A 21,910-nucleotide genomic window follows, 5' to 3' on the forward strand; every position below is an offset into this window, starting at 1 on the left:
AACAATTGGGGTGCAGTTCAATCTTGCTCGGCGGCTTTTGCATTTTTTGACTCTAGAAAATAGGCATGACGAGTACATGCTGTGGACCAATTGCGCCCATTCTCGTACGTCCCTCATCCAGAAAGCCGCTTTTCAAGTAGACCTGACGTGCAGCGAGATTTCGCATGTTCACAGCCAGCACGATCTCTTCTACCTGAGGGAAGCTCTGTTGGACAAAATCCTTTAGCTGCAAGAGGGCTTGCTTGGCATACCCTTTTCCCTGGTCGGCGTTGTTCACCGAAAAGGCGCGCAGGAGAAGGGCCGTCTCATTGTCTGTGTACTCGATGCGGGTCTCGCTATTGTGCAAAATGAAAAATCCTACTGGTATGGAATCTGCCAGAATGACGATCGGATACTGCTGCTCGTCTTGGATGGCAGGCTCGAGCACGTCGGTGGGCATGCCAGTGAACTGCATTTGCTCCTGTGGCAAGTCAAAAGAGTACAGGACATCTTTATGGTCAGGGTGATAAAAAGCAAGTTGTACAGTTTGAGCGAGGTTCGTTTGAGCTGCCATACATGGGCCTCCTGAGGAATAATCTGTTATTTTATTGTACGAACGTCTGTTCTTTTTGTCAATATTCAAAGAAAGACAGGAAGCATATATTACCAATTTCAAAGTACCTTGTATTACGATGTATTTGCCAAAGGGGTCGCGCAGCTGAATGAGCCAGAGCTGTACGAGCTAAACAAGCGCTAGCTGAAAAGTGTGTTACAAGAGACGGCCACAGAGGTCGAGCAATGGGGCGCGACCGATTCAACGGAGCTTTTGAATAAGCTGCAGGGAGCGGGGATTTCGTATGCGTGGATCGGGCTTGCTGATTGGACGGCGCCTACATGAAGCCCGAGTTTGTGAAGCAAGCGGGTGAAATGGGCTATTTGGTCGCCAGCTACGATTCGTACCATTCCATTCACAAGGAGGAAAACCAGGACTGGAACACCGCCATTTTCCCAGATAAAACCTTGTATGAGAACGCGACCATCACCAAGAAAAACGGCGAGAAAAAAGCGGGCTTCCTCGGGGAGGGGAGACTGCTCAACCCGACGTTGTCTCTCCCCAGCGTAAAAGCGCGTATGGATGAGATCATGAGTACCGGTGTGGCTTTCAATTCCTGGTTCATCGATGTGGATGCAGCCGGAGATTTCAACGATGACTACACCCCTGGACGCACTACGACACAAGAGCAGGATATGCAGGCTAAGCTGGCGAGGATGACTTTGCGATTTTAACGGAGGACCGGCTGGTACAGCGAACATCTTTTGGAGCGGACCTGCAGGTGATCGCCAACTTCTCGGCAAGCGATTTTTCATATGAGAATCAGATCGTGAAAGCTCACTCTGCTCTTGTCATCGACGGGATGGAAACAGCGACCTTTGCTGCACCGAATCAATAAGGCATGTTTTGACAAAAAGGCAGTGCTGCTCGTGATGAGCGACACTGCCTTTACTCTCTAGCGAGAAAAAGCTCGTGATAGTTTCGCAGGTCGTATTTCAATCGTTGGGTAAACCCTCTGGCGACCCGGGCAAAATGCCTCTCCTCCGACTGTACCCAGCCCAGATAGATAGGCTGCTGCTTGGGGATGTCGATGTGGAGAGCGACAAAGTCCTCGCGAAGGTTGTTTGGCTCATTAATAAAGGAGTAGTCCAAGCCTATGGTGACAGCCATTTCCTCTCGTACGGCACTGCGGATCGCATCCGTATTATTCGTGGTGAACAGGATGTCGATGGGGCCGTATCTCACGGCAAAATCGTCGACAAACCTTTTCACGTACTCGTCATTGTACAGGACAAACGGATACGGGAGCAGCTCTTCCGGTGTCACGGATTGCTTTAGGGCAAGCGGGGATTTTCTGCTGACACCCACGACCATTTTTCCTTCCAGGAGGTGTTCGAACACCAAGCCGGCATTTTTTTGTACCAGGCTCTCGGATACGATGAGCAAACCGATGTCGATTTTATCGTGGCGAATATCTTCCAGTATTTCCTGAGAGCCCTTTTCGGCGATTTCCGGTCGGATTTGGGGATAATCCTTTTTGAAGCGCGCGACCGCAGTTACCAGCAAGTTCATTGGCCCGGGGATGGTCGCAAGCCGCAGATTGCCTACCATCGTGTTGGCATAGCCCTGCGCTTCCTCCTGGATTTCCTGCAGTTTTTTCTGGATTTCAAACGCCTTTTGAATGATGCTGAGACCCTCAGCTGTCGGAGCGGCCCCCATGCGCGAGCGAGTGAACAACGTAATCCCGAGCTCTGCCTCCAAGCTGGACAAGGATTGACTGATAGCGGAAAGCGTCACATGCCGGGATTGGGAGGCCTTGGTCAAAGACCCGGATTTTGCGATTTCGATAATCGATTCGAGCTGCTCCAGGTTCATAAACAGTCACCTCTTTACTTAAGTTTGGCTAAACTAACGATAAATATCTTTACATATTTTTTAATGAAAAGGAAGTCTATAATGAGGGTGTAAGGAAGATATGATGCAGCAAACCCAAATTGGACGGAGGCGTTTACATTGGCTAGATTGGAAGGAAAAGTAGCGATTATCACAGGCGGAGGAACCGGGATCGGCAAGCATACGGCTCTTCGATTTGCGAGGGAAGGCGCAAAAGTTGTGGTAACCGATATTAATCTGGACAGTGCGAATCAGACTGTAGACGAAATCAAGAATGCGGGTGGTTCCGCACTCGCCATCGCTCATGATGTGAGCAAAGAAGAGCAGTGGCAGCAGGTTGTGGCGCAAGCCGTTGAACAATACCAAAAAGTAGACATCCTGTTTAACAACGCAGGCATTTATATCATTAAACCTTTGGCAGAAATCACGCTGGATGATTGGAACCGACTGATGTCCATCAACGTTACTGGTGTATTCCTAGGCATGAAGCACATAATGCCAGTCATGGCCAAACAAAAAGCAGGCTCCGTGATCAACGCTTCTTCCATCGCAGGTCTGATCGGCGCGCCAGGACATGTTTTGTACGGCGCGAGTAAAGGGGCTGTACGCATCATGACCAAGGATGCAGCGATCGAGTATGCACAGCAAGGCGTTCGTGTAAACTCCATTCACCCTGGCTACATCCAGACGGGAATGGTGGAATATGCGGCAGAAACAACCAAGCACTCCACAGCAGAATTGGCAAAAGGCGTGCCTACAGGCCGTCTCGGTACAGTCGAGGACGTATCCAATGTGGTTCTGTTCCTGGCTTCTGACGAGGCAGGTCATGTGACGGGTGCTGAGTTCGTGATTGACGGCGGCGGTACTGCACAATAAAGAAATTCAGGTAACAGGTTAAACGAGGAGGGAAACAAGATGAGATTTGCCAATAAAGTAGCGATCGTCACAGGCGGAGCAAGCGGAATCGGGGAAACGACTGTCCAGCTGTTTGCCAAAGAGGGAGCGAAAGTGGTTATTGCCGACTTTTCTTTGCGTGGTCAGGAGCTGGCGGACAAGCTGAATGCAGACGGCTTCGACGCTTTTTTCGTGAAAACGGACGTGACCCATGAAGAAGAGGTCAAGCATATGGTCAGCGCCGCTGTCGAGAAATACGGCCGGGTGGACATTCTGTTCGCGAATGCTGGTATTGCGAAGGATGCACCTGCTGCGAAACTGAGCATGGATGACTGGCGCCGTAGTATCGATATCAACCTGACAGGGGTATTCCTCTGCGACAAATACGTCATCGAGCAAATGCTCGCACAAGGCGGCGGTGGGGCCATCGTCAACTGCGGCTCTATCCACAGCCACGCAGGAAAAGCGGGAGTGACTGCCTATGCGTCAGCGAAGGGCGGCGTGAAGCTGCTGACCCAGACGCTGGGAATCGACTACGCAAAAGAAGGAATCCGCGTCAACGCTGTATGTCCGGGCTACATCGATACACCGTTGATCGCTGGACGAAATGAAGCGATGAATGACCACCTCGTCAGCCTGCATCCAATGGGGCGACTGGGCAAACCGGAGGAAGTCGCAAAAGCAGTGCTGTTTCTGGCAAGCGACGATGCTTCGTTCATTACAGGGACAAGTCTTCTGGTAGACGGTGGCTATACGGCTCAATAAGAAATCGCCGCAGCAAGATCCGGGTGAAGTGTTCACCCGGAAAAGGCAGGAAAGGCAATTGTTATTGGAGGGAGCATCGCCGGTTTATTGGCGGCGCGAGTGCTGTCCGATTACTATACCGAGGTGCTGATCCTGGATAAGGATGAGCTTCCGACAGAGCCACAGGAGCGCTTAGGCACTCCCCATGCTTTTCACCCCCATCGGTTTACCGCACGTGGTAAGATGATAACAGAACGCTTCTTTCCAGGTTTTGAGAACGACCTCGTTGCAAACGGCGCTCCATCGTCCTTCAACAAAACCGTATGTAACAGCAATCAATATGGCAGCATTACTGGTCCTTACCAGCGAAACGATATCAAGTTCAGTAGGGCCAATCTGGAGTCGGTCATTCGCAGGCGCGTGCAAGACATCCCTCACGTCCATGTCCTCGACAGGCAGGATGTCATCGGCCTTCTCCCGTCTCCCGATTATACGGCTGTCACGGGTGTCCTCGTCCGGAATCGCAAAGAACCGGGGCAAGTGACCGAAGCTAGGGCTGACCTGGTAGTAGATACGAGCGGGCGTTTTTCCAAGCTGCCACAGTGGCTTGCGGAAATGGGCTACGAAGTGCCCCGTCCCGATGTTCTGAGAGCAAACATCGGGTACAGCACGCAACGCTTTCAAGTACCCCATCATCTTACGTATCTAATCGAAAAATGGGATGTCATCAACATCGCAGGGCAGCCTGCCACTGGTACCTTTACCGGAGTATTTTCCTTTATTGAAAATCAAGTGGCGGAGATGCTTCTCTATCGGCCAGGCGGTAATTACCCTCCGACAGATGAGAAAGGATACAGACAAGCGATCGCGGAGCTGCCCAGCCCCCTGATCGCAGAAATATTGGAAGGGCTAGAACCGTTGACGACCATACGCAGCTACCGTGTCCCTGAGCTGTACCGTCACCGCTATGAGCAGATGACGCGATGGCCATCTGGATTGCTGGTTCTCGGTGATGCTATTTGTATCTTTGATCCGATCTTCGGTCAAGGAATGACGGTAGCCGCCATCGAAGCAGAAAAACTGGACGCTTGCTTGCGGCAGCAGCAGGTGAATCCCCAGCTCGACTTTGAGAAGGAAGTCCTCGTCTGCATGCAGGCTGCCATCGAACCGGCGTGGTGGCTGAACTGCGCAACGGATATCCAGTGGGAGGGTGTCGAGTACGATGGCTCTGATTCTTTACCGGGCATCACTTTTATAAGCAGAGTCATGAGTCTTCTGCTTCAGGAGGCTACGGCCAAGCAAAACCTTCCTTGGTATGGCTTGTACTGGGGAGTGAATACGCTGTCGCAATCGCCACGCGGCATTTTCAACGCGCAAACCGTGTCAGGGATTCTCGGCACAAGTGACGAGGGAATGCAGCTGTTGGCAGAGCTGCAACAGACACATCATGGAATGTCACTGGAAGAAATATTGGACGAAATCATCCCGTTTAAGGAGTGAAATATTCTTTGGCGCCATTAAACGAAGAACAACTGCATCAAATTCGTGATGAAAGAAGAGAACAAATCATGCGGGCGGCACTCAAGGTGTTTGCCCGCCGCGGGATCATCGGGACGAAAATGAGCATGATTGCGGCGGAAGCAGGGATCAGCCACGGGCTCCTGTACCATTACTTTTCCTCCAAGGAAGAGCTGTTTACCACCCTGATCGAGGATGCGATGAAGGGAGCAGAAGAGGCTACAAGCGGAGTGTATGATCTGCCGGGAACGCCACTCGAAAAAATACGGGCGCTGTCGATGGAAATGCTCGACGAAAGCGGCACGCCATATTTCATGCTGATCCATCATGCACGGACATCGGACGGTGTGCCGGAAAAAGTGAAGGAGCTCATAGCCCGCCACGATATGCACGCGTTTATCGCGCGGCTTTTGCCTGTATTCCGAGAGGCACAGCAAGCAGGGGAAATCGTAGAAGGCAGCCTGGAAGAGCTCATTTCCTCCTACTTGTCTGTCCTCTCCGGCCTCATGGTGCTGAATGCCCAGGGAATCGAGGGCTATCGCCTGCCTGACGTCGACATGCTGCTTAGATTGATAGCGAGAAGCCGGCCATGAACAAGACGGATCGCCTCCTCGCCATCGTGCTGGAGCTCCAGCGCAAGGGTGTGGTGCGTGCAGAGGATTTGGCTGCCCGCTTTGAAACAAGTGTGAGAACCATTTACCGAGATATGCAGGCACTCAGCGAAGCGAGCGTTCCGATCGTAGGCGAACCGGGCGTGGGCTATTCCTTGATGGAGGGATTTTTCTTGCCACCCGTCAGCTTTACCGTGGAGGAAGCCGTTTCCTTGCTGATAGGAGCGCATTTTGTCGAGCAGAAATTCGATCCGCGCTATCAGGAAAGAGCGAAAAGCTCTCGGAGCAAGATCGAGGCAGTGCTCCCGCAACAAGTCCGCGCAGAAGCGGCCAATATCCTCACGACCATGCGCCTTCTCGCATTTGCCAGTGATACTCCAGCGGGAAAGCAGGAAAAAGAGTGGGTGGAGAAGATCAGGCAGGCATTGCTGGATGCCAAAAAAGTATCCTTTCATTATCGCAAAAGCTTGGCAGAAGAGGACGGAAACAGAGACAGTGTCCGCGTAGTCGCACCGTACGGGTTAGCTCTTGTAGGCGGAGCATGGACCATGATCGGGCATTGTGATTTGCGCGACGACCTGCGGCACTTCCGGCTGTCACGGATGAGCCAGCTTGCGATAACAGAAGAGGGGTACCAACGCCCGCCTGATTTCAATCTGCATGCGTACAAACCGATGGATGACCGGAAAACGTACGTGCGTCTGCTTGCCCAAAGGGACATTGCCGAGCGAATCAAGGAATCCAACTATTTTTTCCTCGAGGGGTGGGAGGATTCGTCGGATGGCTTGCTCATCACCCTGCGCGTTCGTCAGACGGAGGAAGTCAAGCAATGGGTATTAGGCTGGGGAGCCTATCTTGAGGTGCTGGAACCGGAAATGTTTCGGAGAGAAATTCGTGAGGAAATCGAAAAAATGATAAAACGCTACTGACATGATGCTGTCAGTAGCGTTTTTGTATGATCAGGCTATCAACGAAAAGGAGTGGGGATAGATGAATACCAAAGAATTGCTGCAACGTTTTCAGGAAAGTACAGCTCGCTACGTCGAAGAGCTGAGTCATTTTACCATGGAGGAGCTCACGACACAGCCAAGCCCAAGCGACTGGTCTATCGGTCAAATGTACGTGCATTTGTACCAGTCCGCCCTATTCATGCAACTCGCCAATGTAGAGAAGTGCCGGACCGGATCAGATGTGACGACAGGTGACAAGACTGAAATCGGACAGAAAGTCTTTGCTGAGGGAGAGATTCCTCCGATCCGGGTTCAAGTGCCGCCTTCCCCTGCGTACACCCCTGTCCAACCAGAGAGCAAGGAGCAAATCCTGGAGGGCCTGAATGCCGCCGCTGCTCGCATGCAAGAGGTTGAGCCGCATCTGCACGAGATCTCGCTTGCGCATCAAATCGTGCACCCCGGGTTTGGGGCGCTGAATGGTCAGGAATGGTTTCAGCTCGTCGAAATGCATTACCGTCATCATTTCCGCCAGCTGGACCGCTTGAAAAGCGAGCTTCTGCAAAACAAGGCGTGATCAAGCAAAACCACCCATCGAGAGGGTGGTTTTTTGCATTACATAAGCAAGGCAAGCTGGCGCACATCAGGACGAAGCTGAGGAATCGTCTCCAGGTAGGTCATGAACACGTGAATGAGCGTGCGGTTGGGGGAATCTTGTGCCAGCTCTTTCTGCAATAGGGATATGACCTCTAAAAGCTCGTCGCGAGCTGGCGCAGGCATCGACAGATTCTGAATTTTGGCAGCCAAGGCATCCAGAAAGCCAGAGACATTTTGCTGCTGGTGCAGCGGGTCGAGCGGATTGAGATGTTGAAAGTATGTATTGGTCGATTGCAAAATGGGCTTCGCTTCTGAAGCGAGCAAATCGTTTACAACAGCGTCGATTCGCTCCACGATGAACTGGGCCAGCTCCGACATCGGCAGCGCAATTACTTTGCGGACGGTATAGTACAAATACTCGCGCAGGATTCCACGGTAAATGGCAACGACATCCCACACGAAGACTTCGACGGGGCTCCCATAGGTTTCCAATATGCAGTCTCTGTGCAAGGTTAAAAGAGTTGCCCGCTTTTTTTTCCATGCCGCTATAAATTTTTCGTTTTCCTTGATAGGAAGCTCAGTGAATTCAAACATAAAAAAGAAATTCTCCAGCATGTACTGAAGCTGGAACTCTATATTTTGCCGTAGACATTCCTTTGGCGACAAGTGCTCGGCGTGGTTTTTTCGATCCATTTCCCGCGCGTGATCGAACATCGTTTGATGGCAAGCAACGAAGACCTCGGTGAACAAATCCTCTTTGGAGGGAAAGATTTTGTAGATGCTGCCTTTGGCCATTCCGCAGGATTCCGCTATTTCTTGCATGGAAGCGGAAACGTAGCCCTTTTCCTGAAAAACTTCCTTTGCTCTGTGCAGAATCTGCTGTTTTTTTGCTTCTTCCATTGAACTCACCCCTCCGTATTCTGACATGCCAGAAAAGCAAGGTCAATATATGGAATTGACAGTGAAAACTCATGGGTCATATAATGAACTCGTAAGTTTTGTAACGGTGAAGAGGAGGATGGGACTTATGAAAATCGCAGAAGGATTGGAAATGCTGCAATTGACTTTCGAGATCGGGCAAAGAAAACTGGTGATCAATCCTATGGTGGTGTACGACGATCAAACTTGTACCTTGATTGATACGGCCATGCCTGGCTGCTATGACACCATCCAAAGTCTCATCGCGGAAGCGGGCCTGCCTGCAGATGGGCCGCATGCTGTTATTTTGACCCATCAGGATATCGACCATGTGGGGAGTCTGCCGCATTTTTTGGCGGAAGCAAAGCAGCCGCTGGATGTATACGCGCATGCTGACGACAAGCCGTACATCGACGGCGTGCTTCCTTTGATCAAAATGCAGCCGCAGATGCGCGATGGAATTCTGCAATCGCTGCCTGAAAAAGAGCGAAACGAGTTTGTTCAGGCTTTTTCTCCAGAGACAGGGGCCAACGTCAATCATGTCGCAGCTGACGGCGATGTGCTGCCGTTTGGCGGAGGCTTGCAGGTGATTCATACCCCAGGTCATACTCCCGGACACATTTGTCTGTACCACCCCGCGAGCAAGACGCTGATTGCAGGAGACGCGCTGGTCGTTGAAAACGGCGAGCTGCAGGGGCCGAATCCACATGCTACTCCTGACATGGAGGAAGCTCTCCGCTCGTTAAAAAGACTCATGGCTCTGCCTATTGAAACAGTTGTCTGCTATCACGGCGGGATCTACAAGGGCGATGTGAAAAAACGGCTCGAGGAAATCGCAGCTGCGGTGAAGTAAGATGAACAGTGAACGCTTTGCTTCCTTTTCCATTACCTTGTTCATCGCGATTGTGGGCGGCTTGGTATTTCAATGGCTGCATCTGCCGATCCCGTGGCTGCTCGGTCCGATGCTGTTCGTGCTGATCGTCTCCAAGCTGTGGAAATCGTTTCGGCCTTATTGGTCCGGCGTAGTTCGAAGTACGGGCATGATCATGATCGGCTACACGATCGGCTTGTCCTTTACGATGGCGGCCCTCCAGCAAATCGGCCAGCAGCTGCCGCTGATGATTTTGCTGACAGCCATGACACTGCTTTGCGCGGCGGGTATCGCCTTCCTGGTTTCCAAATTGTCTGGCACCTCTTTTCCTACTGTCTTGATGGGCAGCATCCCGGGCGGACTGAGTCAGATGATACCGCTCGCCCAAGAGATCAAGGGAGTGGATCTGACGGTTGTTACGTTTCTGCAGGTTTCACGTTTGCTGATGATCATTTTCTTTGTGCCGATGCTTGTATTCAGTCCCTTATTTGGGTTGGAAGGTATGGGCCAGCACTTGCTTGCCCAAAAGGCAGCGGTGAGTTGGAGTGGACTGTTTCCGAATATCTTCGTCTTTGCGATTGCATGTACCGCAGCTGCCTACGTGGGCAAAAAAATTCACTTTCCATCTGCCATCTTTCTCGGGCCGATGATTGCTACCATCCTGATCAATCTGTCCGGCTTCCATGGTCCGGCACTGCCTTCCGTTCTGCTCAATGCGTGCCAGTTCATGATAGGAGGGTATATCGGCTTGCTGCTGAAGCCGGAAAAGCTGAAGAACAAGCTGCTCATGGCGATCTTGGCCGTTCTCAGCGGCGTATTGTTAATCGGCTGCTCGATGGGCTTGAGCTTTTTGCTGACACAGTTTCATGAGGTGTCCTTCATGACCGCCTTTTTAGGTCTATCTCCAGGAGGGATGGACCAGATGGGGATTATCGCAGCAGAGGTTCACGCTGATTTGTCAGTCGTCATATGCTATCAGCTGTTCCGTACCCTGTTTATCTTTTTGGTGGTGCCGTCTCTGATCAAAGCGATATTCCGGTCAAGGATGAAGAGGAAAGAAATGGAAGCGCCAACAGGTTAAAAGGAGAAAGCAGATGCTGCCGTGCATCTGCTTTTTTTGTACAGTAAGAATTTATAAGATTCTTAGCCAGTATAAGTGCAACTAAGGCCCCGCCAAAAGGCTTGGCGGAGCCAAGTTTTCTAATCGAAAAAATAAACACAGTAATTGACTAGGATATAAGCTGTATAGTATATTACGTTTTGTAATTATTTGAATAATAATAAAAAGCTGTCTTGGATGGTGCGAGCGTCTAAGGCAAGGGCTTTTTGTAATTATTATTCATAGTAATCATAGTTGTATAATCGGTATATTGGGGGAAAGGCACCATGAAAAAAGCTCTTGGTATTCTAGCATCCGGGCTCCTCGTTCTGGCGCTTACAGCATGCGGGGGCGGCGCGCAGTCAAGCACGGCGATTAACGAGAAGAAGATTGTTGTCGGTGTAACGTCCGGCCTGCATGAACAAATTTTGGAAAAGGTCAAAGAAGTGGCTGCGAAGGATGGCTTGGAAGTTGAACTGAAAGTATTCTCCGATTTCCAAATGCCGAATATCGCGTTGGCTGAAAAAGAAATCGATGCAAACAGCTATCAGACGATTCCGTTCCTGGAAACGTACAAAAAAGAAAAAGGGGCAGACCTGACAGCGGTGGGTCAGACCGTCCTCAATCCAATGGGCATGTACTCCAAAAAGATCAAAAGCCTGGATGAGCTGAAAGCGGGAGATACCATTGGACTCCCGAACGACCCGACGAACAGCCTGCGTGCCCTGCTCCTGTTCCAAAGCGCCGGCTTGATCAAGCTCAAGGATGGAGCGGGGGACGAAGCGACCGTTCTCGATATCGCCGAAAACCCACGCGAGCTGAAATTCGTTGAACTGGACGCCGCACAGATCGCCAAGCAGCTGGATGATGTAACGGCAGCGGCTATCAATACGAGCTATGCGATCAAGAACAACCTGAACCCAGGGAAAGACGCGATCTTCCTGGAGCAAAAGGACTCCAAGCACCACAATGTCATCGTCGTTCGCACGGAAAACAAAGACGATGTCGCTGTACAAAAACTGGTGAAGGCGTACCAAACAGACGAAGTGAAAAAATTTGTGGAGGATACCTTTGAGGGCTCCGTTATCCCTGTCTGGTAATACCACACGGCTCCGCCAGTGAAATGGCGGGGCCCCGTTTGCGTTAACAGGAGTTTGAGGAAATAAAGGAGGTTCTGGTACAGCGTGATCAAGCTATCCAATGTTTCAAAGAGCTTTCAGACTAAAAAGGGAGCCATCCAGGCGATCGACGACGTCTCACTTGAAGTAAAGAAGGGTGAAATTTTCGGCGTGATCGGCTACAGCGGTGCCGGGAAAAGTACCTTGATTCGTTGCGTAAATCTGTTGGAAGCACCGACTTCCGGTTCCGTAGTCATCAATGACAAAGAGGTAACGAACCTGTCCGCGGAAGAGCTGCTGCAGGTCAGACGCAAAATCGGCATGATCTTTCAAGGCTTCCATCTGCTGAAGACGGCTAATGTTTACGATAATATCGCAATTCCGCTTCGTTTGACGGAGGTCGACAAAGAGGAGCTGGACAAGCGAGTCACCAAGTATCTGAAAATCGTCGGGCTGGAAGACAAGCATGATGCCTATCCCGGCCAGCTGTCAGGTGGTCAAAAGCAGCGAGTAGCCATCGCCCGGGCCCTGGCGCAGGAGCCGGAAATTTTGCTCAGTGACGAAGCGACCAGCGCGCTAGATCCGGAGACGACTGAGTCGATTCTGGAGCTGCTGCTCAAGATCAACAAAGAGCTGGGAATTACCATCATGCTCATTACCCACGAAATGAACGTCATTCAGAAAATTTGCGATCGTGTGGCTGTTATGGAAAACGGGAAGGTCATCGAGCAGGGGCGGACGGTCGACATCTATGCGCGCGCAACTCATCCGACGACGAAGCGCTTTGTGAACAGTACGTATCACAAGGAGCTGCCTGCCAATGTCCTGCAGGAGCTGATCCAGACTGGGCCGGTCGTGCGGCTGTCCTTTGTGGGGGAGAGCACGAGCAAGCCTGTGCTGGCATCGGTCAGTTCGAAATTTCAGGTGTCTCCCAATATTTTGGCCGGCGGTATTATCCAGTTGAAGCAGGAGACGATTGGTGCACTGGTCGTTCATCTGAATGGCGATCAGGAAGAAACGAAGCGAGCCATCGCCTATTTGGAGGAACAAGGAGTCATGATCGAGGGAGTGGAGGTAGCCCATGTCTGATATTCAACAATTCATCGAGGGACGTCTCCCGATTATTTGGGAGTCCGTCGTGCAAACCTTTCAGATGGTCTCGGTATCCCTGCTTTTCTCTGTGCTGCTCGGTCTGCCGCTAGGGGTTCTTCTGATCCTGACCCGACCGGGGAATGCGCTGGAGAATCGGGGTGTTTACCAGGTTTTAAACGTGGTAGTCAACATCATTCGTTCGATCCCGTTCATTATTTTGCTGTTTTTTATCCTGCCGTTCACCAAGCTTTTGGTAGGTACGTCTATCGGCATCAAGGGCGCTATCGTTCCGTTGATCGTCCATGCTGTTCCCAACATCGCCCGGCTGATGGAAAGCGCACTTTTGGAGGTGGACAGCGGTGTGGTTGAAGCGTACAGGTCGATGGGCATACGGACGAGGCATATCATCTGGCATGTCCTGCTCCGCGAAGCACGTCCGTCTATTATCCTCGGGTTGACGATTGCGCTCATCACGCTGATTGGCGGAACGGCTATGGCTGGGCTCGTCGGCGCAGGAGGATTGGGCGATCTGGCTTACCGTTTCGGACATCTGCGCTATGAAGTCGATGTCATGTACGTGACGGTCTTTATCCTGATCCTGCTCGTTCAATGCATTCAAACGATCGGGAACAAGCTGGCGGCGAAATACAAAAAGGGATAAAACGAGGGGCGAGGTGACACGAGTATGAACCATCAAGAGCAGCTGATTTACGTAGAGAAGCAAGGCCCGATCGCGACGATCGTGCTGAACCGTACGAGCAAACGCAATGCGCTGAACCTGGAAATGTGGTTTACGCTGTCCAAGCGGCTGGCGGAGCTGGAGACCGATGAGCAGACGAAAGTAGTGGTCATTCGCGGTGCGGATGATACCTCGTTTGCGGCGGGGGCAGACATCAGCGAATTTTTGTCCAACCGCTCCTCCGCTCAGAAGGCGAAGGAATACAACGATTTGTCCATGGAGTCGGTAGACAGGCTGCACCGTTTTCCCAAACCGACGATCGCCATGATCCAGAAATACGCGGTAGGCGGGGGACTGGATATTGCGCTTTCGTGTGATTTTCGTTTCAGCGCAGAAGATGGAATTTTTGCGATCACCCCATCCAAGCTGGGAATCGTCTATAATTTAACTAGTACAAAAAGACTCGTCGACCTGGTTGGTCCATCCAAGGCGAAAGAAATCCTGTACACAGCAAGATCACTGGATGTACAAGAGGCGTATCGGATCGGGCTGATCGACCGCATTTACCATAACAGCGAAATTGTGGAGCATACCTATGCGTTTGCTGCCTTGATCGCCGAGCGTTCACAGGTGTCTGTACGGGGAACCAAGCAAATCGTACAGGCGATCCTGAATGGACATACGGAAGAAAACGCCGAAATTGCCGAACTAATCTTGCAATCATTTGATTCAGAAGATTACAAGGAAGGCGTGCAAGCGTTTTTGGAGAAGCGAAAACCGCAGTTTCGCTGAAAAAGAAGGGATGGAATTTTCATGGCAGGAACAGAACAAAAAAACGAAAGCTTGCTTTTTACCCGTGTAAACAAGGATACACAAGCGCTGCCGATCTCGATCGAGGACTGGGAGCAAAAAGCTCGGGAGCTTTTGCCAGCAGGACCTTTTGACTATATTGCTGGTGGCTCAGGAGCAGAAGAGACGCTTGCCTCCAATCGCGCTGCCTTTGGCAAATGGGCGATTGTGCCACGGATGCTGCGTGATGTTTCCAAGCGTACGCTGGGCATCGAGCTTTTTGGTCAGCAGCTGAAAACACCCGTACTGCTGGCACCTGTAGGCATGCAAGCAATCGCGAATGAAGAGGGCGAGCTGGCTACGGCCCGTGCAGCAGCAGCGGCTGGCGTACCGATGGTCGTCAGCACCGTGTCCGCTCATACGCTGGAACAAATCGCAGAAACCATGGGGGATGCCCCGCGCTGGTTCCAGCTGTACTGGTCCAACGATCGGGAAGTGTGCGCCAGCATGGTCAAGCGTGCGGAGGCGGCTGGCTACTCGGCAATCGTGCTTACTGTGGACACGATCATGCTCGGATGGAAGCGCCGCGATTTCCGCAATGGCTACTCTCCTTTGCGTGAAGGAAGAGGCTTGGCGAACTACGTTTCGGATCCTGTTTTCTGCTCCAGACTGTCCGAAGTGAACACGGAAAATGCCGTAGAGGAAGTGCTCCGCAACATTTATCATCCGACGCTCAACTGGGATGACATCGACTATCTGCGGCAGCACACCAAGCTGCCGATCCTGGTCAAAGGCATCCTGCACCCGGACGATGCGAAGCTGGCTGTGGAACGCGGCGTAGACGGCATCATCGTATCCAATCACGGTGGACGTCAGCTAGATGGAGCCATTTCGACACTGGATGCTTTGCCGGCGATCGCAGAAGTGGTAGACAGACGTATTCCCGTGCTGCTCGACAGTGGCGTACGCACAGGGGCGGATGTGGTGAAGGCGATCGCACTGGGGGCGACGGCTGTTCTGATCGGACGACCTTTCATGTTCGGTCTGGCGGTTGCGGGCGAAAAAGGCGTGGCAAGTGTTCTCGACACATTGATCAACGAGCTGGATGTATCCGTAGCATTGTCCGGTAGCAATTCCGTCGCGGAGCTGAACAGAAGTATACTGATTCGCTTGTAACGAGTAGGAGGCAGAAGATGCAGCAGGCGTTACAACACATGAGAGTGATAGACTTGACGCAGGTGCTCGCAGGACCGTATTGCACGATGGTGTTGGGCGATTTGGGGGCCGATGTGATCAAGGTAGAAAAATACCCGAATGGCGACGATAGCCGCATCATGGGTCCGTATTTCGAGGAAGAGAGCTACAGCTTCATGATGGCGAACCGCAACAAGCGAGGGATTCGCCTCAATATCAAGGAAGAGGCAGGCCGAGAAATCCTGTATGATCTCGTCCGGTCTGCGGATGTGTTAATCGAGAACTATCGTCCCGGTGTGACGAAAAAGCTGGGGATCGACTACGAGACTTTGCGCGAGCTGAACCCAGGCCTGATTTATTGCTCGATCTCCGGGTATGGACAGACAGGGCCTTACAGTCACAAGGGTGGTTATGACATCATGGCGCAGGGCTTGTCCGGGCTCATGAGTATGACGGGAGAAAAGAATGGACGTCCGGTCAAAAACGGTATAGCCATTCATGACATCGCCGCAGGGGTTACCGCCATCTACTCGATCATGGCTGCCTACATCCACAAAATGACGACTGGGGAAGGCCAGCATATTGATCTGTCGCTGGTGGATTCAGGACTTGCCTGGACCGTCTGGGAGTCTGCTGCTTACTTCGGAGCAGGTGAAGTTTCAAAAGCAAACGGCTCCGCTCACCGAGTGACAGCTCCTTATCAAGGGTTCTCGACCAAAAACGGAAACATTCTGGTTGGGGCGGGAAATCAGAAGCTGTGGGAGAAGTTTTGCAAGGAAGTGATCGGAAGGGAAGAGCTCATCGACGACCCGCGCTTTTTGACCAACAGCGAGCGTACGGCTAATCTGCCGGAGCTGGAAAAAATCATTGAGTCCGTACTCGTCCAGCAGGATTCGCAATATTGGCTGGAAAAGCTCGATGCAGCCGGGGTGCCGTCCAGCCCGATCTATCAGTATGACGAGGCTCTAAATGACCCCCATATCCGCTCGCGAGACATGGTGATCGAGTACGAGCATCCGCTGGCGGGAACGATTCAGAGTCTCGGATTTCCAGCGAAATTTTCTCAGACGCCCGGTCAGATCAAGCGTCCTGCACCGCTGCTCGGTCAGCATACGCGCGAGGTCTTACAGGAGCTGCAGTATTCGGAAGAGACGATCCGACAGCTGGAGGAAAACAAGGTAATCTAAATTGTGCATGAAGGGCCAGTTCCTATTTTCAGATAAGGAACTGGTCTTTTTTGAGTAGACAAGATAATTAAGCAACGTGCTAGGGTAAACTTTTTTCAAGGATACATCCTTGATCTTGACAAATACATCCATTTATTATATCCTTGATTTTTCCTTGATTAAAGTTGGCAGTGATTAGTTATTCCACTATTCTTTAACCGCCCATTAAGAACAGAGTCTAATTGTGAAGACCGTAGAGTCTAATTGTGAAGAGAGTTGAATTTAAACTATGATGAAAAACCTGCATTCGGGCGAAGCAGGGATAGTTGGATACAAGAAAATCACGGTAACTGGAAAAAGGCAGATTACGATACCGAAGAGCTTTTTCGATCATCTCGGCTTTGGTACTACGGTTGCAGCATATTTAAGAGACGGTGGTATTTTTCTTGAGCCTGTGAAGGAAGATGCTAACACCACGATTGATTTTGACACCAGAGAGATTGTCCGGGAAGCGATTGCGGAGGGGCTAACAGGTGATGAGTTAGCCGATGAAATTTCGCGTCGTATTATAGAATTGAATAAGCTGATGGATCGTCGTATTCAGGAGTTTGAACGTGATATGTCGGGTGATTCGGTCGACGATGGCGAGGTAGATGATTTCAATGGACTTGACGTATTCTTTGACCAAGAAATTGGAGAAAACACTAAAGAAACTTGAAACCAGACAAAGTGCCCTGGTTAGAAAGTTTGAAGAAAAACGCGACGCAATTCTTCAAACACCTACGCTAGGGTACCCGCTCAAGGAGAATCTTCGCCCATTTTGGTCCTATGATTGGACGATAAATGGAATTGCCGTTCGACTCTGCTATCTGTATGATCCGACCGAACAGCATATTTACTTCGTTTGGTTTGGTACAAGAGAAAATTTTTACGACGATGTTAAGCAATATCTGTCTTCCGTAAATTTCCGTCTATAGAAAAAATGCGATGGGCTGAGTACATCGCATTTTTTACTACATAACATTCTTTACTACATACTGTTGCCTGACGAAGTATAAGAATACTAAAGCTCTATGATAATTTCCTTTGAAAGAAACGCCTAACGAATCCTGCTTCCGCACCTGAAGCCAACGTTTACAGAAATGTTGAAAAGCTCTTCATCTCCGCCCATAGACCTTTTGGAAGTTCATGGTACAATGAAGCCATGATCCAATCCGTTTGGGATAGGGTCCTTTTTGTACATTGACTAGGGGAACTGGTGATAGATAGATGAGAACCGAAGCGGTAGTAGACCTCTCGCCGCAGGAATGGGAAGACCTGCTGCAAGAAAAAGACGAAAAACTAAAGCGCGCCCTGCGGGATCTTGCTGATGTACGCAGAGCGTTGGACAAGTCCACCATTGTGGCGATCACGGATCATCGGGGCATTATCCAGAGCGCCAATGACCAATTTTGCCGCATATCCAAATACAGTCGAGATGAGCTGATCGGGCAGGATCACCGCCTGTTGAATTCCGGTCATCATTCCAAAGAATTTTTCAAAAACATGTGGGCAACGATCGGATCGGGTCAAATATGGCGCGGGGAAATCAAGAATCAAGCGAAGGATGGTGCTTTGTACTGGGTTGACACGACGATTGTTCCCTTTATGAATCAGGCGGGGAAAATCTATCAGTACGTTTCTATTCGCAACGACATCACCGACCGCAAGGCAATGGAGGCAGAAATGCTGGCGAGCGAAGCCAGGTATCGCATCATCGCCGAAAATACGTCCGACATCATCTCAGTGATCAATTCGGATGGGGATTTTTTGTATTTGTCGCCTTCGCATCAAACCCTTTGGGAACACGATGTGCCGGCTGAAAAGTTTCAAAATCTGCTCGAATGGATCGTGGAAGAGGATCGGGACATCATGAGCTATGCGATCCGCTATACGTATTCCACGGGAAAAGGCTACATGGCGGAATGCCGCATCAAATCCGAGCGTGCGGTTGCGATCTGGACGGAGACGAAGACCAGTCCGGTTTTCGACGAACAGGGAAACGTGACCAAGCTGATTCTCGTTACGCGCGATATTACGGAACGCAAGCTGACGGAGGAAATGATTCATCATTTGGCCTATCATGACTCTCTGACGGACCTGCCGAATCGCCGGATGTACGTCCAGCATCTGACCAAGGAAATCATGCAGGGCAAGCGTTTCCAGTCCAACCTGGCCGTCTTGTTTCTCGATATGGACCGTTTCAAAGACATCAATGACTCCTTCGGGCACGATATCGGAGATCTGCTGCTGGTCGAAATGGCGAAGCGCCTAAAATCTTGCATACAGCCGTCAGACATGGTGGCACGTTTGGGCGGGGATGAATTCACGATTCTGCTAGGCCAGCAGGGAGACTCCAAGCGAGCGGAGGAAGTAGCGGACTTGATCATGGGACAGCTGCAAAAGCCGTTCGAGTTAAGTGGACATCTGGTGAACATCTCGTGCAGCATCGGGATCGCGCAGTTTCCGCAGGATGGCGACACAGCGGAGGACCTGCTGAAACGAGCCGACACCGCCTTGTATTCCGTGAAATCGCAAGGACGCAACGGATATTCGTTTTTCGATCCAACGATGGAGGCAAAATCGCTGGAGCGTATCCTGATGGAAAACGAGATGCGCAAAGCGATTGACCAGCAGCAATTCCACGTCTATTACCAGCCGAAAATGGATATCAGCTCCCAGAAGCTGACGGGAATGGAAGCACTCGTACGCTGGGTGCATCCGGAGCTGGGAGTCATATCTCCAGGCAAATTCATTCCAATTGCAGAAGAGAGCGGGATGATCCTCGAGCTTGGCGAGTGGATTCTGAGAGAAGCTTGTAAGCAAAACAAGAAGTGGCATGATCAAGGGCATATTCTAAAGGTGTCCGTAAACCTATCCGCGCGGCAAATTTTCCAGAAGGATCTGGTGGAGAGAATTACAGGGGTCTTGGAAGAGGTTGGGCTATCGGCACAGTGGCTGGAGCTGGAAATTACCGAGAGCATTTTTGTCAAAATGGAAGAAGCGACGGCGGTTCTCAAACAGCTGCGAGAAGCGGGCATTCACATCTCGATAGACGATTTCGGGACTGGCTACAGCTCCTTTAGCTACATCAAGAGCTTGCCAGTCGATACAATCAAAATAGACGCATCGTTTATTCGGGATATTCACCATAATCAGGAGAGTCAGGCGATCGTGAAGGCGATTGTGACGATTGCGGACAGCTTGCAGATGAACGTCATCGCGGAAGGCATCGAGTTGGATGACCAAGCAGAAGCTTTGCAGCAAAACGGCTGTGCTCACGGGCAAGGCTACCTGTTCAGCAGACCGCTGGCGACGGATGATTTTGAGCAGTTTTTAGCGGAACGAAATTGAAGACGATTGTTGATTTTTTTCGCTCCTTTTCACTATGTGTTCACAGACTGTATAGGTAAAAACGACTATAATAACTTTGATTGGTTAAAGCGTTGCAGTAATCGAAATTTATGACCTCAACTTAACTACATGACTGTGGAAGCGATGATCTGTCATTCGTATGTGGGCACTTGAATGGCAGGGAGCGAGTAGTGCAACCGACCCTATTTGTTCGTAAAAATAAGGTCGGTTTTTTTGTGTGAAAATTTCTCTGTCTAGGATCCATCATTCGAAATTATCGGAGGTAGCTTATGTCCTTCTTTCATAAAAAATCAAAATCGTGGCAAGCGAATTTGGAGAATTCTATGCTCACATTCTAACTCCGTACAAGGCTGAGATAGCCGCATTCATCTGACCGCCGAGCATTTTATCTCTTACGTCTTCTGTGATGGATATCGCTTATCGAAATTCCATTATCTTTGATCTGAGCAAGAAAATGGATGAATACCGAAACACCTTCTTTAGCATTAATGTGAGGCTGAATTATAAAGACATTATCCGCGTGGCGAAAACGGACCATCTTCTCTGGAAATGGAAGATCTATAACATGCTATTAGATCGATGCCAAGCAAGCAGCCTCCCATAAAACCTGCAGGCTTGGGGCCTGGTATTATGGCCAGTTGCCGCAAAAGATCAGCCTTCCTTTAGACAACTCGAAGAACCGCATAAGGCTGTTCATCAGTTTGCCGTGCAAGCGGTAGAATCCTATGAAAAAGGCAATCTGCTTGGTGCGCAGCAAGCGTTAGGAATGGATGTTTTTTCCCCATGTCTTTTCTCAAAAACGACTTTGGATGGGGGCTCTTTTCCTGTCTGTTGGGGTGCTAGAGATATTCCATGCGCTTTCCTATAAAGGAATGCCATTCTTTTTATCGGAATGCTCTGCCTACAAGGCGACTTGGTTTTATTTGATCTCCCGTCTGACCCTCGCGATCGGGCTGCTGCTTTTTGTATTTGCAAAAGAAAAACAAGCACTACCTTTTCATAGATGGTTGGCCTACTGCCTTTCTCTTGCCTATTCTCTTATCTGGGTATTGATTATTTTCGAAGGTGAAGGTATGTCACTATGAACAAGAATGATGCAGCGATCATCTCCATGATTGTCTCTATCGCCAATCACCTTGAAATGGAGGTGATTGCTGAGGGTGTGGAGCACGTAGACCAATTAGATTTCTTATGGGAACAACAATGTCGGCAGGTTCAGGGGTACCTATTCAGTCCCCCTATTTTACCCGAGCAGTTACCTCTGTACTTTCATGAGATACAGAAGCGTTCCATTTTCCTACCGCAGTCGTGTAGGGATGTAACGCTCCTTGTAACGTGGCTTCTACTTCACACAAATGGAAAAGGGGCACCCATATGACGAAAAAAATAATGGTTGTGGATGATACGGCATTTATGAGAAGCGTGCTGAAAAATATGATCGTAGAAGAATTTGCCTATACAGTGATAGAGGCTTCAACGGGTAAAGAGGCATTTGAAAAATACAAATTGGAAAGACCGGACCTTACCACGATGGATATCACCATGCCAGAGGTGGATGGGATCGCCGCGCTGAAACTGATCAAGAGCTTTGACCCGCAAGCCAAGGTGATGATGTGCTCGGCTATGGGGCAGAAGGCAATGGTCATTGAGGCGCTGCAATTTGGAGCGGTGGATTTTATTGTGAAGCCTTTCCAAAAAGAAAAAATTGTAAGCACGATTCGTAATCAAATTTCCAAGTGAAATTTTTTCAAATGCATAACGCCAGGGAACCGTTTGCACACCGATGGCGGATTTAGGGTCTTGTAATGAGCAGGCAAATGGGTATAGACTAGAC

Annotated in this window: 25 protein-coding genes and 1 riboswitch; of the genes, 22 read left to right on the top strand and 3 right to left on the bottom strand. The window is 50.3% G+C overall.

What is annotated here, in order from left to right; translation table 11 throughout:
- Nucleotides 1-52: 52 nt before the first annotated feature.
- A complete protein-coding gene (locus EDM55_RS25660; protein ID WP_122961690.1) occupies nucleotides 53-553 on the bottom strand; it encodes a GNAT family N-acetyltransferase in 501 nt (166 codons plus the stop codon).
- 192 nt (nucleotides 554-745) lie between these two features.
- Here EDM55_RS25660 and EDM55_RS31185 point away from each other — a divergent pair, with 192 nt between their 5' ends.
- Nucleotides 746-877: a hypothetical protein gene (locus EDM55_RS31185; protein ID WP_258957541.1), complete on the top strand. Its 132-nt coding sequence runs from the start codon at nucleotides 746-748 to the stop codon at nucleotides 875-877.
- Nucleotides 874-1,266, top strand: coding sequence for a glycoside hydrolase (locus EDM55_RS31190; protein WP_246071087.1), 393 nt, complete (start codon nucleotides 874-876; stop codon nucleotides 1,264-1,266). The genes EDM55_RS31185 and EDM55_RS31190 overlap by 4 nt, the downstream gene beginning before the upstream one ends.
- Before the next feature lie 214 nt (nucleotides 1,267-1,480).
- Here EDM55_RS31190 and EDM55_RS25670 read toward each other — a convergent pair whose 3' ends face one another.
- Nucleotides 1,481-2,407 carry a LysR family transcriptional regulator gene (locus EDM55_RS25670; RefSeq protein ID WP_092266466.1) on the bottom strand — a complete coding sequence of 309 codons (927 nt, stop codon included), beginning with the start codon at nucleotides 2,405-2,407 and terminating at the stop codon, nucleotides 1,481-1,483.
- A gap of 138 nt (nucleotides 2,408-2,545) precedes the next feature.
- Between EDM55_RS25670 and EDM55_RS25675 the strand changes: the two genes are divergently transcribed.
- The 6 genes from EDM55_RS25675 (at nucleotide 2,546) to EDM55_RS25700 (ending at nucleotide 7,716) form a co-directional block, all read left to right on the top strand.
- The gene (locus tag EDM55_RS25675; protein WP_122961691.1) at nucleotides 2,546-3,301 is read left to right on the top strand and encodes an SDR family NAD(P)-dependent oxidoreductase; all 756 of its coding nucleotides are present in this window, start codon (nucleotides 2,546-2,548) and stop codon (nucleotides 3,299-3,301) included.
- 39 nt (nucleotides 3,302-3,340) lie between these two features.
- Complete coding sequence (locus tag EDM55_RS25680; protein ID WP_122961692.1) at nucleotides 3,341-4,084, top strand: SDR family NAD(P)-dependent oxidoreductase; 744 nt, start codon at nucleotides 3,341-3,343, stop codon at nucleotides 4,082-4,084.
- Nucleotides 4,085-4,171: 87 nt separating this feature from the next.
- On the top strand, nucleotides 4,172-5,563 hold the full coding sequence (locus EDM55_RS25685) for an FAD dependent oxidoreductase (RefSeq protein WP_246071088.1): 1,392 nt from the start codon (nucleotides 4,172-4,174) through the stop codon (nucleotides 5,561-5,563).
- 8 nt (nucleotides 5,564-5,571) lie between these two features.
- Nucleotides 5,572-6,174 (top strand): TetR/AcrR family transcriptional regulator, encoded by a 603-nt coding sequence (locus tag EDM55_RS25690; protein WP_092266462.1) that lies wholly within the window; start codon nucleotides 5,572-5,574, stop codon nucleotides 6,172-6,174.
- Complete coding sequence (locus EDM55_RS25695) at nucleotides 6,171-7,121, top strand: helix-turn-helix transcriptional regulator (RefSeq protein ID WP_092266461.1); 951 nt, start codon at nucleotides 6,171-6,173, stop codon at nucleotides 7,119-7,121. Before EDM55_RS25690 ends, EDM55_RS25695 begins: the two co-directional genes overlap by 4 nt.
- Before the next feature lie 61 nt (nucleotides 7,122-7,182).
- Nucleotides 7,183-7,716 (top strand): DinB family protein, encoded by a 534-nt coding sequence (locus EDM55_RS25700; protein ID WP_092266460.1) that lies wholly within the window; start codon nucleotides 7,183-7,185, stop codon nucleotides 7,714-7,716.
- A 38-nt stretch (nucleotides 7,717-7,754) separates the two neighbouring features.
- On the opposite strand, the gene EDM55_RS25705 is transcribed toward EDM55_RS25700, so the two are convergent.
- Entirely contained in the window at nucleotides 7,755-8,636 is an 882-nt protein-coding gene (locus EDM55_RS25705; RefSeq protein WP_170184480.1) for a TetR/AcrR family transcriptional regulator, read from the bottom strand.
- 127 nt (nucleotides 8,637-8,763) lie between these two features.
- Between EDM55_RS25705 and EDM55_RS25710 the strand changes: the two genes are divergently transcribed.
- The 14 genes from EDM55_RS25710 to EDM55_RS25775 all read left to right on the top strand — a co-directional run bounded on the left by EDM55_RS25710 (nucleotide 8,764) and on the right by EDM55_RS25775 (nucleotide 21,816).
- The gene (locus tag EDM55_RS25710; RefSeq protein WP_092266458.1) at nucleotides 8,764-9,507 is read left to right on the top strand and encodes an MBL fold metallo-hydrolase; all 744 of its coding nucleotides are present in this window, start codon (nucleotides 8,764-8,766) and stop codon (nucleotides 9,505-9,507) included.
- 1 nt (nucleotide 9,508) lies between these two features.
- Nucleotides 9,509-10,606, top strand: a complete 1,098-nt coding sequence (locus EDM55_RS25715) for an AbrB family protein (RefSeq protein WP_122961694.1) — start codon at nucleotides 9,509-9,511, stop codon at nucleotides 10,604-10,606.
- Between the two features lie 305 nt (nucleotides 10,607-10,911).
- Nucleotides 10,912-11,724 carry a MetQ/NlpA family ABC transporter substrate-binding protein gene (locus tag EDM55_RS25720; protein ID WP_092266456.1) on the top strand — a complete coding sequence of 271 codons (813 nt, stop codon included), beginning with the start codon at nucleotides 10,912-10,914 and terminating at the stop codon, nucleotides 11,722-11,724.
- Nucleotides 11,725-11,808: 84 nt separating this feature from the next.
- Nucleotides 11,809-12,831 carry a methionine ABC transporter ATP-binding protein gene (locus EDM55_RS25725; RefSeq protein WP_092266455.1) on the top strand — a complete coding sequence of 341 codons (1,023 nt, stop codon included), beginning with the start codon at nucleotides 11,809-11,811 and terminating at the stop codon, nucleotides 12,829-12,831.
- Nucleotides 12,824-13,495: a methionine ABC transporter permease gene (locus tag EDM55_RS25730; RefSeq protein WP_092266454.1), complete on the top strand. Its 672-nt coding sequence runs from the start codon at nucleotides 12,824-12,826 to the stop codon at nucleotides 13,493-13,495. Before EDM55_RS25725 ends, EDM55_RS25730 begins: the two co-directional genes overlap by 8 nt.
- A 24-nt stretch (nucleotides 13,496-13,519) precedes the next feature.
- Complete coding sequence (locus EDM55_RS25735; RefSeq protein ID WP_122961695.1) at nucleotides 13,520-14,305, top strand: enoyl-CoA hydratase/isomerase family protein; 786 nt, start codon at nucleotides 13,520-13,522, stop codon at nucleotides 14,303-14,305.
- A gap of 21 nt (nucleotides 14,306-14,326) precedes the next feature.
- Nucleotides 14,327-15,478, top strand: a complete 1,152-nt coding sequence (locus EDM55_RS25740; protein WP_122961696.1) for an alpha-hydroxy-acid oxidizing protein — start codon at nucleotides 14,327-14,329, stop codon at nucleotides 15,476-15,478.
- Between the two features lie 17 nt (nucleotides 15,479-15,495).
- Nucleotides 15,496-16,683: a CaiB/BaiF CoA transferase family protein gene (locus tag EDM55_RS25745; protein ID WP_122961697.1), complete on the top strand. Its 1,188-nt coding sequence runs from the start codon at nucleotides 15,496-15,498 to the stop codon at nucleotides 16,681-16,683.
- 268 nt (nucleotides 16,684-16,951) lie between these two features.
- The gene (locus tag EDM55_RS25750) at nucleotides 16,952-17,380 is read left to right on the top strand and encodes an AbrB/MazE/SpoVT family DNA-binding domain-containing protein (protein WP_246071089.1); all 429 of its coding nucleotides are present in this window, start codon (nucleotides 16,952-16,954) and stop codon (nucleotides 17,378-17,380) included.
- A complete protein-coding gene (locus EDM55_RS25755) occupies nucleotides 17,325-17,639 on the top strand; it encodes a type II toxin-antitoxin system RelE/ParE family toxin (RefSeq protein ID WP_092266450.1) in 315 nt (104 codons plus the stop codon). Before EDM55_RS25750 ends, EDM55_RS25755 begins: the two co-directional genes overlap by 56 nt.
- Before the next feature lie 292 nt (nucleotides 17,640-17,931).
- Nucleotides 17,932-20,055, top strand: a complete 2,124-nt coding sequence (locus EDM55_RS25760; protein ID WP_122961698.1) for a sensor domain-containing protein — start codon at nucleotides 17,932-17,934, stop codon at nucleotides 20,053-20,055.
- A gap of 128 nt (nucleotides 20,056-20,183) precedes the next feature.
- A riboswitch (cyclic di-GMP riboswitch) is annotated at nucleotides 20,184-20,267 on the top strand.
- A gap of 579 nt (nucleotides 20,268-20,846) precedes the next feature.
- Nucleotides 20,847-21,161 carry an MASE3 domain-containing protein gene (locus tag EDM55_RS25765; RefSeq protein ID WP_122961699.1) on the top strand — a complete coding sequence of 105 codons (315 nt, stop codon included), beginning with the start codon at nucleotides 20,847-20,849 and terminating at the stop codon, nucleotides 21,159-21,161.
- A 56-nt stretch (nucleotides 21,162-21,217) separates the two neighbouring features.
- Nucleotides 21,218-21,454, top strand: coding sequence for a hypothetical protein (locus EDM55_RS31510; protein ID WP_373863358.1), 237 nt, complete (start codon nucleotides 21,218-21,220; stop codon nucleotides 21,452-21,454).
- Entirely contained in the window at nucleotides 21,451-21,816 is a 366-nt protein-coding gene (locus EDM55_RS25775) for a response regulator (protein ID WP_122961701.1), read from the top strand. Before EDM55_RS31510 ends, EDM55_RS25775 begins: the two co-directional genes overlap by 4 nt.
- The last annotated feature ends 94 nt before the right edge of the window (nucleotides 21,817-21,910 follow it).

The organism is Brevibacillus centrosporus, assembly GCF_003710815.1.
GTDB lineage: Bacteria > Bacillota > Bacilli > Brevibacillales > Brevibacillaceae > Brevibacillus > Brevibacillus centrosporus.